At 67.8% G+C, this 13816-nt stretch carries 16 protein-coding genes and 1 pseudogene; 8 read left to right on the top strand and 9 right to left on the bottom strand.

Annotated features, from left to right (window positions below):
* The first annotated feature begins 89 nt into the window (after positions 1-89).
* Positions 90-1064 carry a LysR family regulator CbbR gene (cbbR, locus tag BM397_RS11605; RefSeq protein WP_092424120.1) on the top strand — a complete coding sequence of 325 codons (975 nt, stop codon included), beginning with the start codon at positions 90-92 and terminating at the stop codon, positions 1062-1064.
* Positions 1065-1201: 137 nt separating this feature from the next.
* A complete protein-coding gene (locus tag BM397_RS11600) occupies positions 1202-1381 on the top strand; it encodes a hypothetical protein (protein ID WP_143015362.1) in 180 nt (59 codons plus the stop codon).
* Between the two features lie 506 nt (positions 1382-1887).
* Here the strand turns inward: BM397_RS11600 and pqqE are convergent.
* From pqqE to BM397_RS11565, 7 genes are all read right to left on the bottom strand, one after another.
* The gene (gene pqqE / locus BM397_RS11595; RefSeq protein WP_092424116.1) at positions 1888-3003 is read right to left on the bottom strand and encodes a pyrroloquinoline quinone biosynthesis protein PqqE; all 1116 of its coding nucleotides are present in this window, start codon (positions 3001-3003) and stop codon (positions 1888-1890) included.
* A 71-nt stretch (positions 3004-3074) separates the two neighbouring features.
* A complete protein-coding gene (pqqD, locus tag BM397_RS11590) occupies positions 3075-3365 on the bottom strand; it encodes a pyrroloquinoline quinone biosynthesis peptide chaperone PqqD (RefSeq protein WP_245696055.1) in 291 nt (96 codons plus the stop codon).
* Positions 3362-4120 carry a pyrroloquinoline-quinone synthase PqqC gene (gene pqqC / locus BM397_RS11585; RefSeq protein WP_092424114.1) on the bottom strand — a complete coding sequence of 253 codons (759 nt, stop codon included), beginning with the start codon at positions 4118-4120 and terminating at the stop codon, positions 3362-3364. The genes pqqD and pqqC overlap by 4 nt, the downstream gene beginning before the upstream one ends.
* Complete coding sequence (gene pqqB / locus BM397_RS11580) at positions 4117-5016, bottom strand: pyrroloquinoline quinone biosynthesis protein PqqB (protein ID WP_092424112.1); 900 nt, start codon at positions 5014-5016, stop codon at positions 4117-4119. The genes pqqC and pqqB overlap by 4 nt, the downstream gene beginning before the upstream one ends.
* Positions 5017-5038: 22 nt before the next feature.
* Complete coding sequence (pqqA, locus tag BM397_RS11575; protein WP_007802657.1) at positions 5039-5131, bottom strand: pyrroloquinoline quinone precursor peptide PqqA; 93 nt, start codon at positions 5129-5131, stop codon at positions 5039-5041.
* A 125-nt stretch (positions 5132-5256) separates the two neighbouring features.
* Positions 5257-5937: a response regulator transcription factor gene (locus BM397_RS11570; RefSeq protein WP_092424110.1), complete on the bottom strand. Its 681-nt coding sequence runs from the start codon at positions 5935-5937 to the stop codon at positions 5257-5259.
* 9 nt (positions 5938-5946) lie between these two features.
* Positions 5947-7554, bottom strand: a complete 1608-nt coding sequence (locus BM397_RS11565; RefSeq protein ID WP_092424108.1) for a sensor histidine kinase — start codon at positions 7552-7554, stop codon at positions 5947-5949.
* A gap of 150 nt (positions 7555-7704) precedes the next feature.
* On the opposite strand from BM397_RS11565, the gene BM397_RS11560 reads away from it, so the two are divergent.
* From BM397_RS11560 to BM397_RS11545, 4 genes are all read left to right on the top strand, one after another.
* Complete coding sequence (locus BM397_RS11560) at positions 7705-7908, top strand: hypothetical protein (RefSeq protein ID WP_092424106.1); 204 nt, start codon at positions 7705-7707, stop codon at positions 7906-7908.
* Between the two features lie 165 nt (positions 7909-8073).
* Entirely contained in the window at positions 8074-8907 is an 834-nt protein-coding gene (locus BM397_RS11555; protein ID WP_425425932.1) for an ABC transporter permease, read from the top strand.
* A gap of 13 nt (positions 8908-8920) precedes the next feature.
* Positions 8921-9655, top strand: a complete 735-nt coding sequence (locus BM397_RS11550; protein ID WP_092424104.1) for an ABC transporter ATP-binding protein — start codon at positions 8921-8923, stop codon at positions 9653-9655.
* Entirely contained in the window at positions 9652-10449 is a 798-nt protein-coding gene (locus BM397_RS11545; protein ID WP_092424102.1) for an ABC transporter permease, read from the top strand. Before BM397_RS11550 ends, BM397_RS11545 begins: the two co-directional genes overlap by 4 nt.
* A gap of 258 nt (positions 10450-10707) precedes the next feature.
* On the opposite strand, the gene BM397_RS11540 is transcribed toward BM397_RS11545, so the two are convergent.
* Positions 10708-11544: a quinoprotein dehydrogenase-associated SoxYZ-like carrier gene (locus tag BM397_RS11540; RefSeq protein ID WP_092424100.1), complete on the bottom strand. Its 837-nt coding sequence runs from the start codon at positions 11542-11544 to the stop codon at positions 10708-10710.
* 156 nt (positions 11545-11700) lie between these two features.
* On the opposite strand from BM397_RS11540, the gene BM397_RS11535 reads away from it, so the two are divergent.
* Positions 11701-12708, top strand: a complete 1008-nt coding sequence (locus tag BM397_RS11535; RefSeq protein ID WP_092424098.1) for a quinoprotein relay system zinc metallohydrolase 2 — start codon at positions 11701-11703, stop codon at positions 12706-12708.
* A gap of 126 nt (positions 12709-12834) precedes the next feature.
* Here the strand turns inward: BM397_RS11535 and BM397_RS11530 are convergent, their stop codons facing one another.
* Entirely contained in the window at positions 12835-13467 is a 633-nt protein-coding gene (locus BM397_RS11530; protein ID WP_092424096.1) for a hypothetical protein, read from the bottom strand.
* Between the two features lie 185 nt (positions 13468-13652).
* Between BM397_RS11530 and BM397_RS28960 the strand changes: the two are divergent.
* A pseudogene (locus BM397_RS28960) lies at positions 13653-13816 on the top strand (S-(hydroxymethyl)glutathione dehydrogenase); the annotation flags it as partial.

The raw sequence follows: 13816 nt of genomic DNA, 5'->3' as shown, positions 1-13816 counted from the left end.
TCTCCTCGACGGGTGACATGGCCTTGATCTTGCGGAAGCTTGCTTGTTAGAAAATTTAAAATTTCTGACTTCAGATTAGAGAAAATCTAATGCGTCGACTTGCCTCTCTCACGCTGAAACAACTGCGGGCTCTGGAAGCTGTTGAAAGAACAGGGTCAATTTCGCGGGCGTCCGAAGAGCTCGGGCTGACAGCCCCGGCGGTACACAGCCAGTTGCGGGCGCTGGATCAGACTTTCGGATGCGTCCTGCTGTCGCGGGAAGGCGCTGGAAAATTCCACGCGACCCCCGAGGGTGCGGCGCTATTGCAGGCCTGGGCGACGGCGGAGGCAGGTTTCCGCCGGGCCCTGCAGAGAATCGACGCGCTGCAGAAGGGCATGGCGGGAAGCGTGGTCCTGGGCGTGGTCTCGACGGGAAAGTACTTTGCCCCGGGGATCGTCGCGCGGCTGCGCAAGGCCTGCCCCGAGATCGAGATCGTGCTCGAGGTCGGCAACCGCGACACGATCATTGCGGCGCTGCAGGATGGGGTGCTCGATCTGGCAATCATGGGGCGCCCGCCCCGAGAGCCGGCAGTCGAGGCGCTGTCGATCGGCGACCATCCGCATGTGCTGATCGCGCCGCCGGATCACCCGCTGGCGGGAAACGGCGATCTCACGGCGGACGATGTGCTGGGCGAGACGATCCTGATGCGTGAGCCGGGGTCGGGGACGCGCATTCTCGCCACCCGCTTCCTCGACAGGATCGGCGAGGGCAAGCCTTATGCGCGGGCCGAGATGAACTCCAACGAGACGATCAAGCAGGCGGTGATCGCGGGGCTCGGGATAGCGCTCATTTCCTACCACACGGTGGCTGAAGAGTTGCGTAGTGGGCGGCTGGTCACACTCGATTTGCCCGGCCTGCCAATCATGCGGCACTGGTTCCTGCTGAACCGGGCCGACCGGCCGGCGACCGGCGCGACACGCACCGTCCGGGACTTCATCGCTGCCGAGCGCGCGGGCTTTCTTCCAAATTGGCCGCCCGTGCGTACCGCAGCCGCCGCGCCGGGCCGTGATGCGCGCACCGAGTGAGGGTCCTGCGGGCCCTGAAGCCCGGGTCTTCGAGAACATCGGAAATCACCTGGCTTTGTCGCGGTGGCGTTCGCACGGCAAAAAGTCGGCGCTGGACGTCAGCGACCACCGTCGCCTTCAATTGGATGTGGCTTCTGATGAGGGTGTTCGCCGCCGAGAGAGGCGGTGACCAGACTTCTCAGCAGCGGGTCGATCCGTCGGTGGCCGTGGCGGACATACTGCCGGGCCAGCTCGATGACGTTGGCGGTCAGCTGCTCTTTGTGTTCCCGGCCTTCTGGCGGTTTGCGCAGAGTGGAGCGACGCCGAACGAGCACTGAACAGGCCCCGGCGCTCGGAGATGCCGAGTGTTCGCGCACAGGCTCCAGACAACGACGGCGCTGCGAAGGGCTCAGGTCCTCTTTCTCGAGTTCTTACAGCTCCGACAGCTGTGCCCGGTTCATTCCGCCATACCGCTTTCTCCACCAGCAGAGGGAGTTCAGCGATATCCCGAGTTCCCGCAGCGCACCGGTCATCGATGGGCCGGAAGCGCAACCTCTGCAGTCGTCCGCTGAGCGCAGCCAAGCGGGCCTGCAAGGTGGAGCGTCTCGCGTGGGCGTACCCCGGTTGGCGGGCACAAGCGGCCTGCCGGAAGTCATTTGTTTCAGGGGTCGCCGATGGCGACGTCGGGACATCGCGCCTTTTCGCGGGTCTGTCCGCCGCAGGCGTTTCCCCTGGCGCCGATGGGCCGATGGGCCGATCCTGACAGGCCGGGCAGGGAGGAACGCCTCGGACGGAGTCGCAGTCTAAAATAATGTAATTGCGCGCAAAAAAGCGAGGCTTCCGGCTATTCGGCGGGTGTGGCTACCGGCTTTCCGGGCGCGCTGCGATAGGTCAGCGGCGCCTCGGCGGCGGCATGGGCGTCGGCACGGGCCCGAAGGTCCAAATGGCGCGGGGACTTGATGCAGACCGGGTCGGTCGCCGCCGGATCGCGCGCCAGCGCCATGGCCTGGCAGCGGCATCCGCCGAAATCCACAGTCTTGCGTTCGCAGCTGGCGCAGGGCTCCTGCATCCAGTCCGTTCCGCGATAGGCGTTGAAGGCGGCACCCTCGAACCAGATCGCCGCGAGCGGTCGGTCGCGCACAGTCTCGAAGCGCAGGTGCGGGATCGTCTGCGCCGCGTGGCAGGGCAGGACCATGCCGTCGGGCGCGACGTTGAGCCCGGTCGAACCCCAGCCGCCCATGCAGCGCTTGGGGTAGTCGGAATGATAGTCGGCGGGCACGTAGTCGATCACCAGCTGACCCTTCAGTCGTGCGCGGGCCTCGGCGACGATACGGGTCGCCTCCTCGGCCTGGGCCTTTGTCGGCATGAGCGCATCGCGGTTCTTCAGCGCCCAGCCGTGGAACTGCACCGTCGCCACTTCGATCCGCCGCGCACCCATGTCCAGCGCCATCTCCAGCGCGCGCGGCAACTGATGCAAATTGCGCCGGTGCAGCACCGCGTTGAGCGTGAGCGGAAAGCCGATCTGTCTGATCCATTCGGCGACCTGCAGCTTGCGGGCAAAGCCGCCGCGGTAACCGCCGATCTCGTCGGCCATCTCGGGGGTGGTGCCCTGCAGGCTGAGCTGGATGTGGTCGAGCCCGGCGGCGTCGAGCGCGCGCAGCCTGCGTTCTGTGAGGCCGATGCCCGAGGTGATGAGGTTGGTGTAGAGCCCGGCGTCCCGCGCGGCGCGCACGAGGTCTTCGAGGTCGCGCCGGGTGGCGGGCTCGCCGCCCGAGAGATGTAGCTGCAGCACGCCCAGATCGGCCGCTTCGCGGAAGACCCGGCACCAGTCGTCGGTGGACAGTTCCGCCTCCTGTCGGGTCAGTTCGAGCGGGTTCGAGCAATAGGGGCAGGCGAGCGGGCAGCGGTGGGTCAGCTCGGCAAGCATCGCGATGGGGGGCTTGGCTTTGCGCGTGGTCATGGCGGGCCTTTGAACAGCGGAGCGACCCTTTGCTGGTGGCGGGCCGTGCGTATTTGGAAAGAGAAGAAGGCTCAGGTCGCGAGATCGAGAAAGCGGCGGGCCTGCAGCGCCTGCAGGAAGCCGGCGGCGTCGGCGGTGATCTGTTCGCGGGGGGCGGCGTAGCGGGTCGCGAGGGTTTCGGTGATCTCGGCGAAGCTGCGGGTGCCGTCGATCTCGGACAGGATGGCGTGGGCGATCGGGTCGAGGGTAACGGCGCGCTCCGGGGCGAGCAGGACCCATTGGTCCCGCACGCGGTCACGGTGCAGGCGGACGCCGCGCGGCAGGGTGGGGATGGCGCCGGGGTCCATGCCGGGGTCCATCATGCCGCCTCGGCGCCGGGGGCCAGCCCCTCGCCCGGTCGCCAGGCACCCGGGGGGATGCGCGCGGGATCGACATAGGCACCCCAGAGCGCATCGAGCTGCGACCACAGGACATCGGTCTTGAAGATCAGGGCACGGGCGGCGTGGTCCTGTTTCTCTGCGGTGTCCGCGTGGTCGAGCACCCAGGCGAGGCCGAAGGCGACATCCTTGGGCGCCTCTTTCAGCCGGTTGCGGAAGTAGCTCAGCGCGGCATCGTCGGCGAAGGCGTAGTTCTGCAGCAGCCCCTCGATGCGCGAGGCGTGGATCTTGGGCGCGAAGAGCTCGGTCAGCGAGGCGGCGACGGCCTCGAGCAGGCTCTTGTCCCGTACGAAGCGCACGTAGGCATCCACGGCGAAGCGCGTGGCGGGTAGAACGCCCTCGCAGGAGGCGACGTAATCGCGGTCAAGTCCTACCGCCTCGGCCAGCCGCAGCCAGCGGCGGATGCCACCCTCGTTGGTCTCGGTGCCGTCATGATCCTCGATCCGCGAGCGCCAGGCGCGGCGCAGGTCCGGATCCTCGACCCGGGACATGAAGGCGGCGTCCTTCATCGGGATCGAATGCTGGTAGTAGTAGCGGTTGATCACCCAGGCGCGGACCTCGTCGGGGCTGCAGTCCCCGCCGTGCAGGCGGTGGTGAAAGGGGTGCAGGTCGTGGTAGCGCTCGGCGCCGATGCGGCGGAGACGGGCCTCGAAATCTGCGCGGGAGAGTGCGTCGGTCATGCGGTCAGCTCCAGTCCATCCTGTCCGATGATCCAGCCCGCCGCCTCGGCCTCGGCCCGTTCGGGGGCATCGGGGCGCAGTACCGGGTTGGTGTTGTTCATATGCACGAAGACCTTGCGTCCCACGTCGAGCCCGTCGAAGGCCGAGATCGAGCCTGACGGGCCGCTCATCGACATGTGGCCCATGCGGCGGCCGGTCTTCTGCCCGAGCCCGGCGGCGATCATCTCGTCGTCGCGCCAGAGCGTGCCGTCGAAGAACACCAGCGCGGCGCCGGTCAGCCGGGCGCGCAGGGTCTCGTCGAGCCGGGCGCAGCCGGGGATGTAAAAGGCGCGGGCGGCGCCCACGGTCAGCTCGACGCCGACGGTCTGCTCGCCCATGAGCGCGGTTTCGACCTCACCGTCCTCCATGTAGAGCGGCACCTTCCCGGGCACGGCGAAGAGCGTTGCGGTGAGGCCGGGCGCGATCTCGGCGGGCGTCTCCAGCGCCAGCGCGGCGCGGGTCACCACGGTGGCGTTCAGCGCGGCGAAGACCGGGTTGCCGGCGATCACCTTGTGGATGCCCGGTGTGGCGAACAGCGTGAATGGCTGCATTTCGCGCAGGGTCAGAAGGCCCGCGACGTGGTCGATGTCGCCGTTGGTGACGAGCACCGAGCGCAGCGGCATCTCGCGCAGCCCGGTGGGGTGCAGCTCGGGGCTCGCGGCGAGCTGCACGCGGATGTCCGGCGAGGCGTTGAGGATCGCCCAATCCGTGCCGTTCGCCGAGACGGCCAGCGAGCTTTGGGTCTGGGCGGGAATGTCGCCTGCACGGGCCATCCGGCAGTTCTCGCAGCCGCAGTTCCACTGGGGCAGGCCGCCCCCGGCTGCAGCGCCGAGAATTCGCGCGCGGAACTGTTGCATCACGTTCTCCGCGCGCGGCTGTTCAGAACAGCACCCCGTCGTCGTGCTCGGGTCCGTACATGTTGATTTCCATGCCGCACTCGATTTCGCGGATCACGGGTTTGTTCCAGGCCATGAATGTCTCCTCCTTTCGCGGGTTGCGATGGAGAGAGTGTGCCCGGCAGGGGGGCATAGGGGCGACTCTTATGTTCTAAGAAGACCCTAGACGAAAGTCGGTGACGGGGGCGTTTCCGATTTTCTTCAGCAGGTTGGCGCAACGCCTTCGAGGCAGAAGCCCTTCTGCCGGATGGTGACGATCTCGAAACCGAAGTCGGCGGCGGGCTTCAGCTTCCGGCGCAGATAGCCGATGTACACATCGACGACGTTTTCCGAGCTCGAGTCCCCGGCCCAGAGCCGGTCGAAGATTTCGCCGCGTGACAGCGGTGTGGCGGAATGCGCGGCAAGCAGTGACAGCAGGGCGAACTCGCGGTCGGTGAGCTGGACTTCGCGTGTTGCGGTGACGAGCATGTGATCCGCGGCGTGGAGCCGGGCAGGCACCGGGCGGAGGGCAGCGGCGCGGTGCTGCTGAACCTGCAGCCGCGCAACCAGCTCGTCGAAGGCGAAGGGTTTCACCACGTAGTCATCGGCGCCGGCGGCCAATCCGGCGGCGCGATGCTCGACCTCCGACAGTGCCGAGAGCATGACGATGGGCAGCTGCGCCCCGGCGGCGCGGGCGGCGCGGACCAGATCGATGCCGCTGTCGGCGCCAAGCATCACGTCGATGACGGCGGCGTCGAAGCCGGGCGCGCTCAGCCGGGCAAGCGCAAGGTCGGCGCGGTTGCAGGTCTCGACCGCATAGCCGTGCATCCCCAGCCCGCGCGCGAGGGCGGAGCAGATCTCGGGGTCGTCGTCGACGACGAGGAGGCGGGGCAGCTCGCTCATGGCGGCAGGCTATCCCGCGGCGCGCGGCAGGCGAACCGCGATCTTGGTCCCGGGTGCCTGACCGAGCGCGGTCTCGCGGGGCAGGGGGCTCTGCGCAGAGATGCCGCCGCCCTGCTGCTCGATCACCCAGCGGGCCAGCGGCAGGCCGAGGCCGAAGCCCTGCGCCGCGGCCTTGCCCTTTCCCTGGGCGAAGCGGTCGAAAATCTGCGACTGGATTTCGGCCGGGATGCCGGGGCCATTGTCGATGATGCAAAACTCCGCCTCGGCTCCCGCCTCGCGCAGTTCCAGCCGCAGCGCTCCGCCCGCGCGGGCGTGGCGGATGGCATTGCGGATGAGGCCGGTCAGCACCTGCCGCAGCCAGTTGCGGTCGGCCGCGACGACCAGCGGGGCGGGGAGCGGTCCCGGGCCTTCGAGCCGCATTCCGGCGTTGGAGAGCTCGGCGGCGGTTTCGGTCACCGCTTCGCGCGCCAATTCCGCGAGGTCGACCGGTTCGGGGTCGAGCGCCAGCTGCCCGGTTTCGGAGCGGGCGATGCGAAGCAGGTCGTCGATGCGCCGGCTGAGGCGGCTGGCGCGGCTTTCGATCGTGGCAAAGGCGGCTCCGGGGTCTGGCGCGCCCTGCCGGCCAAGCTGCGCCTCCATCAGGATCACGGTGAGCGGGGTGCGCAGCTCGTGGCTGATGTCGGCGAAAAAGCGGCGGCGGTCCTCGTCGGTGCGTTCGAGCCGGGTGTTGGCCGCGCGGAGCGCCTCGGTGCGCTGCTCGATGAGCTCGTTCAGCCGGGCGCGATCCTCGGCCACCGCCTCGGCGCGGCTGGCGAGTGCTTGCGCCATGCGGTTGGTCTCGGCGTAGAGCGCGCCAATCTCGTCCTGGCGTGTGCCGGGCAGGGCGATGGCAAAATCCTCCTGCCCGATGCGCCGGGCGGCGGTGCGGAGCGCCTCGAGCCGCCGGAACTGTGGGCGCAGGAGGCCAAAATAGAAGCCCGCGGACAGCGCCAGGGCGACGACCGCCATGGTCAATGCGGCCAGCACCAGGCGCTGCCGAAGCGCGTCGATGTCCTGCAGGATCTCGCGGCGCAGCCGGCGCTCTTCGTTCACCGCCTCGGCCAGCAGCGGCTCGACGCCAGAAGCAAAGGTATCGAGGTGCGCGCGCAGCCGGGCCGGGTCGTCGGTCTGCGAGGTCAGCCCGGCCTGCGCCGAGCGGAACAGCGCCTCGATCCGGGCAATGGCAAGTGAGAGCGTGGCGCGGCGACTCTGCGCGTCGAGACCTCGGGCCGAGGCCACCTCATCGTCTAGACCTGCGCGAAGTCTTGCGAAGCTCTGCCGCAACGTCTCGGCGAGGCCCTGGGTGCGCGCGGCGCGGGTTTGCTGGGGCTGGCCGCGCTGGATCAGCTCGGCGGCGACGACGATGTAGGTGGAGACCTGGGTGGAAAGCGCGGCGTAATCCTCGAGCCTCTGTTCGGCGGCCAGGGCCGAGTCGAGCCTGTCCGAGACCCGCGACATGCCGAGCACGATGATGGCGGCGGTGAGCAGCGTCGCAAACCCCAAAAGGCCTGCGCCAAGCGCAAGTCGGGCCCTGAGGCTCAGGCCGGTTAGCCCGAAAATGCGGCACTCATCTTTCATGTCTGCCCAAAATAAGCCCAAATGCCCAAGGAATGCGCGTCATTCTTGGGCATTGCTGCGCCGCAGCGTAAATGACACAAATCTTAACCCCTGAATTTATCTTTCAGGGGGATAATGGCAGGGCATCACGTTCAAACCTACGAGGCAACCATGATTGAGCTTCTCTTTATGGCGTGCTTGTCGGCAGCGCCCGACGAATGCCAGCAGCGCAGCCTTCTTTACACCGATGTCACCCCCATGGCCTGCATGATGGGCGCACAGCCGGAGCTGGCCCGTTGGGTCGAAGAGCACCCGGCCTATACGATTTCCAACTGGAAGTGCCGCCCGGTGCGGTCCGACGAGCTGGAAGCCTGAGCCGCCGACCGCTTCTGCCGGACTGGACCACGACGGATTTCATTTGTGACTTTTTATCACCTGACTTTTTATCACCTGAATTGATCAGACCGAACCGCTCCCAAAGGAGCAATTGACGCGGGCCGACTCGACCTGCACCCTGTCCCGTCGGAGAGGGAGTATTTCGTGCAGGGCGACGGAACCGCGACCCGCTTCATCGGCAGGGGCATGAGCGGACAGCATGACGATGCGCGGCCAGGTGCCGCGCGACGTGGGCCGGGACGGCTCGGCGTCACGGTGATCTCGCTTGCCGGGCTTCTGCTGCTATGGGTAATCGCCGCGCAATTGACTGGCGACCCGCAGGTGCTTCCGCAGCCGTGGGCGCTGGTGCGGCCCTTCGCCGAGGCGCTGCGCTCGGGCGAACTGCCCTACCACCTCGCGCGGACGCTGAGCCGGGTGGCCTGGGCCTTCGTGTTGGCCATGGGCTGTGGCATCGCGCTGGGTATGGTGATGGGCCGCTATCCCGCGCTCGACCGCTGGCTCGATCCCTGGCTGGTGATCTTCCTCAACCTGCCGGCGCTGGTGCTGATCGTGCTGTGCTACCTCTGGATCGGTCTCAACGAGACCGCCGCGATCCTTGCGGTCACCCTCAACAAGATACCCAATGTCGCCACGGTCATCCGTGAGGGCGCGCGGGCGCTCGACCCGGGGCTCGACGCCATGGCGCAGGTCTACCGGATGCCCTGGCTGCGGCGGATGCGGCACGTGGTGCTGCCGCAGCTTGCCCCCTTCATCACTGGCGCGGCGCGCTCGGGCGTGGCGGTGATCTGGAAGATCGTGCTGGTGGTGGAATTCCTGGGTCGGTCGGACGGTGTGGGCTTCCAGATCCACCTCTATTTCCAGCTCTTCGACGTAGCCATGGTGCTCGTCTATGCGTTTTCCTTCATCGCGGTGATGCTGGCCGTGGAGTGGCTGGTGCTGCAGCCCTGGGAACGGCGCACGCGCCGGTGGCGGGGGTGACCGAAGGATCCGAATGACTGCCCTGAACGTCTCCGACCTGCGCTACAGCTACGGGCCGAAACGCGCGCTAGACGGGGTGAGCTTTGCCCTGAGCCCCGGGTTCACCGCGCTGCTCGGTCCCAATGGCGCGGGCAAGTCGACGCTTTTCGCGCTGCTCACCCGGCTCTTCGTCACCCGCGAGGGCCGGATCACCGTGGCCGGGCACGACATTGCCGCCGAGCCGCGCGCGGCGCTGTCGAAGATCGGCGTGGTCTTCCAGCAGCCAACACTCGACCTCGACATGAGCGTGATGCGCAATATGCGCTATTTCGCGGCGCTGCATGGCATCGCGGGGCGCGAGGCGGTGCGGCGGGCAGAGACGGCGCTGGCGCAGCTCGGCATGGCCGAACGGGCGGGCGAGAAGGTGCGCGATCTCAACGGCGGGCACCGGCGGCGGATGGAGATCGCCCGCGCCCTCATCCATCAGCCCGAGGTGCTGCTGCTCGACGAGGCGACCGTGGGGCTGGATTTCGAGAGCCGGCAAGCGATCGTGGCACATGTGCACGGGCTCGCCGCCTCGGGGCTGACCGTGCTCTGGGCCACGCATCTGGTCGACGAGATCGAGGATGGCGACGACGTGGTCGTGCTGCACAGGGGCCGGGTGCTGGCGCATGAGAGCGCAGCGGCGCTGCGCGGCGACCGACCCTTGGCCGAGGTGTTCATCGAGATGACAGGCGCGAGGGCCACCGGGGTGGAGGGCGGCGCATGAACGCCTGGCTCATCGCCATGATGGCCATCATCCGGCGCGAGGCGCTGCGCTTCGTGCACCAGCGCTCGCGCTTCCTTGCGGCGCTGGTCCGGCCGCTGGTCTGGCTGGTGGTCTTTGCCGCAGGGTTCCGCGCCGCGCTGGGGCTGTCGATCATCCCGCCCTACGAGACCTACATCACCTACGAGGTCTACATCGTCCCCGGTCTCTGCGGGATGATCCAGCTATTCAACGGTATGCAGAGCTCGCTGTCGCTGGTCTACGACCAGGAGATGGGCTCGATGCGGCTTTTGCTGACCTCGCCGCTGCCGCGCTGGTGGCTGCTGCTGTCCAAGCTGTTGGCGGGGGTCGCTGTCTCGGTGCTGCAGGTCTACACCTTCCTCGCCGTGGCGGCGGGTTTCGGTATCGTGCTGCCGGCCTGGGGCTATGTCTGCTTGCTGCCCGCGCTGGTGCTGTCGGGGTTGATGCTGGGCGCGCTGGGGCTGCTGATCTCCTCGACGATCCGGCAGCTGGAGAATTTCGCCGGGGTGATGAATTTCGTCATCTTCCCGATGTTCTTCCTGTCGACCGCGCTCTACCCGCTGTGGAAGATGGAGGAAAGCTCGGCCCTGCTGCGCGACATCTGCGCACTGAACCCCTTTACCCATGCGGTCGAGCTGATCCGTTTCGCCCTGTATCAGAGCCTCAGCGGATGGGCGCTGCTCTGGGTGGTGTTGGCCTTCGCCGTCTTCTTTGGCCTGGCGTTGCTGGGCTACGATCCGGCGCATGGGATGACCCGTCGCCGCAAGGGAGGGTGAAGCCCGCGCACCCTCCCCCGGGGCGCAGGACGTCGCGCCCGATGAGAAAACCTCATGCTGAAATCCGGCAAGGTGCACGCCATGTCGTGCGTGCCGAACTGCCTCGCGGTGACATCTCGTCGATGTGGAACCGCTGACCTCAAACGAGGCCGACGACGACAGGGGCACTGCCCGGCAGCGCCAAAGGATTGCGGTCTCGGGCCTCAACAAGCTGGCGTCCCGGACGCCCGACGAGAGCACGCCGCTGGAGCCCGCGCCTTAGCCGCCCGCCTTGGGCAGCACGGTCTCGAAGGCGTTGCCTTCGGTGTCGGTCGCCCGCACGGTCAGCGCCGGCACGCCGTTGTCGGCATAGCTGAACCGGAAGGCGGGATTTTCGGAGATCGAGATCCCGCCATCCATGGCAAAAAGCATCTCCTCGCCCTGCCAGACCTCGAGATGGTCGATGAAATGGGCGGGGATGAACAGCTGGGTGATCTGGTCGCGCTGCAGCCCCGAGAAGTTGGGGTGGCGGATCTGGATCTGCGCCTCGCGCCGGGCCTGCGACTGTTCGTGCGAGGGGGCGGGGCCGAAGAGCCGCAGCCGCATCTGCCCCAGCCCGGCGAGCGCGTCGGCTCCGGCCTTGCTCGCCGGAGCCGAGCAGCCGCCCGATGCCTTCACGTAGTGCCCGTCCATGCGCAGCCCGTCCGGCGTTTCGGCGATCACCCGAACGTTGGAATAGGCATTCACGCGCACCCTCAGCTCGAAGTCCAGCGGCGCCATTGCGGGTGAGAAGGTGAAGCTGCCGGCCACCGGCGCGGGGTTCTCGTCTATCACCACCATCGCCCGTTCGATCGGCACCGAGGGGTCGGTCTGGATTACATGTATGGGCACCGTGGCGGCGTCCTCGGCGCGGTAGGGGGCATCGACCGTGAACAGCCCGTCCGCCGGGGCGATGGCCGCCTCGCCGGCCACATCGGGGCGCAACGCGTCCCACGTGGCGCTGTCGACGAGTGGCGCGGCGGGTGGGTCCGCGGCCCGAGAGGGCGTGGACGGCAACGTCAGCAATGCGGCGAGCAGGGCGGGGGCGAGTTGGATGGCGATGGTCCTGCGAGGCATGGGTCTCCTCCTTGCAAAGCCGCGGCGCGGGCGGCGGAGCCTGGGCGGCAGTCTGACAGGCCGCGGGCGCGCGGGCTACCGAGCGCATGGTCGGTATGGATCGCCTCGAGCCGCGGCGCGAGGCTGGCGCGGGGAATGCCGGGCGAAAGGGGCGATATGTTTGAAGCGGTGGTCATGCTGTGCGCGGGGCTGGGAGGGGAGCCGCCCTGCCGGGCGGTCCTTGTGCCGGGGTACGAGGCCCGCAGCCAGGCCAGCTGCGAGGCAAGGCTGGCGGCGGCACCGGTGACGGGCGCCGAATGCCGCAAAGCTGGCGCGCCGCTCGAGGTCTTCGAGGTGGCCCCCGGTGTCTTCGTGCATCGCGGCGACGTGGCCCTGCCGGATGCGACAAACCGTGGTGACACCGCCAACCTCGGCTTCGTCATCGGCGAGACTTCGGTTGCGGTGATCGACAGCGGCTCTGCGGCCTGGATCGGCGAGGCGCTCTGGCGGGCGATCCGCCTGCGCACGGATCTGCCGGTGCGCTACGTGGTGCTGACCCATGTCCATCCCGATCACCTGCTTGGCACAAGGGTGTTCAGCGGGGCCGAGATCGTCGGTCATGCGGCGCTGCCGCTGGCGCTCGCGGCGCGGCAGCAAACCTACCTTCAGCGGTTCGAGGCGCTGATCGGTGCGGAGACCTTTTTGGGCACCGCGCTGCCGGGCCAGATGCGCGAAGTCGAGGACAGGACCGAGCTGGACCTCGGCGGGCGGGTGCTGGAGCTGCGCGCCTGGCCGCAGGCGCATAGCGGCACCGACCTGACGGTGCTCGACAGGACCACGGGCACGCTTTTCGCCGGTGACCTGCTGTTCGACCGCCATGTCCCGACGCTCGATGGCAGCCTGCGCGGCTGGCAGCGGGTGCTGGGCGAGATGTCCGGCGTGAAGGCGCGCCGGGTCGTGCCCGGCCACGGCGGTCCGGTTCTGGCCTGGCCGGAAGGCGCGGCACCGGTACTGCGCTATCTCGATGTGCTGGCGCGGGATGCGGCGGCGGCGGTGGCGGCGGGTGAGCGCCTGTCGCAAGCGGTGATGCATGTCGCCGGGGAAGAGGCCACCCAATGGGAACTCTTCGAGGCCTACAACCCGCGCAATGCCACGGTGGCCTTCACCGAGCTGGAATGGGAGTGATGCTTGCAACACGGGCCTTCCGCCCGTGGAAGGCTGCGTATTTGGAAAGAGAAGAAGGGAGGCGGCTTCTTCTCTTTCCAAATACGCCTGCCCGCCCCCGCAACCGGGCACAGCGTTGGTCTGGGATCAGCCGCCGTCGGGTGCGGCGTCGGCCTCTCCGGCCTCTTGTAGCATCTGCGCGATGGCATAGAGGCGCTGCTCGAGCAGCTGCGGTGTCTCGCAGAGATAGCGGATCGATTGCTGCCGGTCGGTGAAGATGCGCTGGTCCCAGTCGATCTGTTCCTCCAGCGCGTCGACACGGTCGTAGTCCGGGGCATCGGAAGCCATCTGGGCCTCCATCTCGACGCGGGCGGCGTCGATCTTTTCCGAGAGCTCGATCTGCCCGAGGGAAAATTTCCCGATGCCCTTGATGATCCGGTCGCGGCGGGCGGAGAGCCGGTCGAAGGCCCCCGAAAAGACCGCGCCCATGAGCTGCAGGTCGTCGCCCTGCGCCTCGGCGAAGGTCGCGAGCTCCGCGCGCCCCGTCTCCAGGTCGACCCTGCGCAGCGACAGCAGCTCGGCGAGCTCCTTGACCGCCTTGCCCTGCGCCCCCTCCGGGGCCGCCTCTTGCAGCGGCGCGGGCCACATCAGGCCAGGTGACAGCACTTCGACCTTGCGCTGCACGCAAGGCCAGGTCGGATCGGAGAAATCCGCCCCGAGACCGGGTGTTGCGGCCAGCGACAAAACCGCCGCCGTGGCAAGAAAAGCGTGTCGCGTCATGGTCTTTCACTCCTGCTCCGCGCCGCTTTCGGCGGCGCGTCTCGCATGTCGCAGGCTGCGCTTTCGAGGGCCCCCGGGGAATACCCACCATTGGCTGTATTGAGAGGTATGCAACGGCGCACCCATACTCCCCCAAATCGCCGCAGGGCGTCGAAACAGGAATTCTAAACTTGGAGGGAGACTGCATGAGAACCCGTGCAGCCGTGGCGCTCGAGGCCGGCAAACCGCTTGAGATCATGGACGTGGAACTCGACGGGCCGAAGGCCGGCGAGGTGCTGGTCGAGATCAAGGCCACCGGGCTTTGCCACACCGACGAGTTCACCCGCTCCGGCGCCGACCCCGAGGGGCT

It is taken from the genome of Alloyangia pacifica, assembly GCF_900116195.1.
Classification (GTDB): Bacteria; Pseudomonadota; Alphaproteobacteria; order Rhodobacterales; family Rhodobacteraceae; genus Salipiger; species Salipiger pacificus.
Note: the sequence above shows the minus strand (reverse complement) of the source record. Positions and strands in the feature narration are given on the sequence as shown.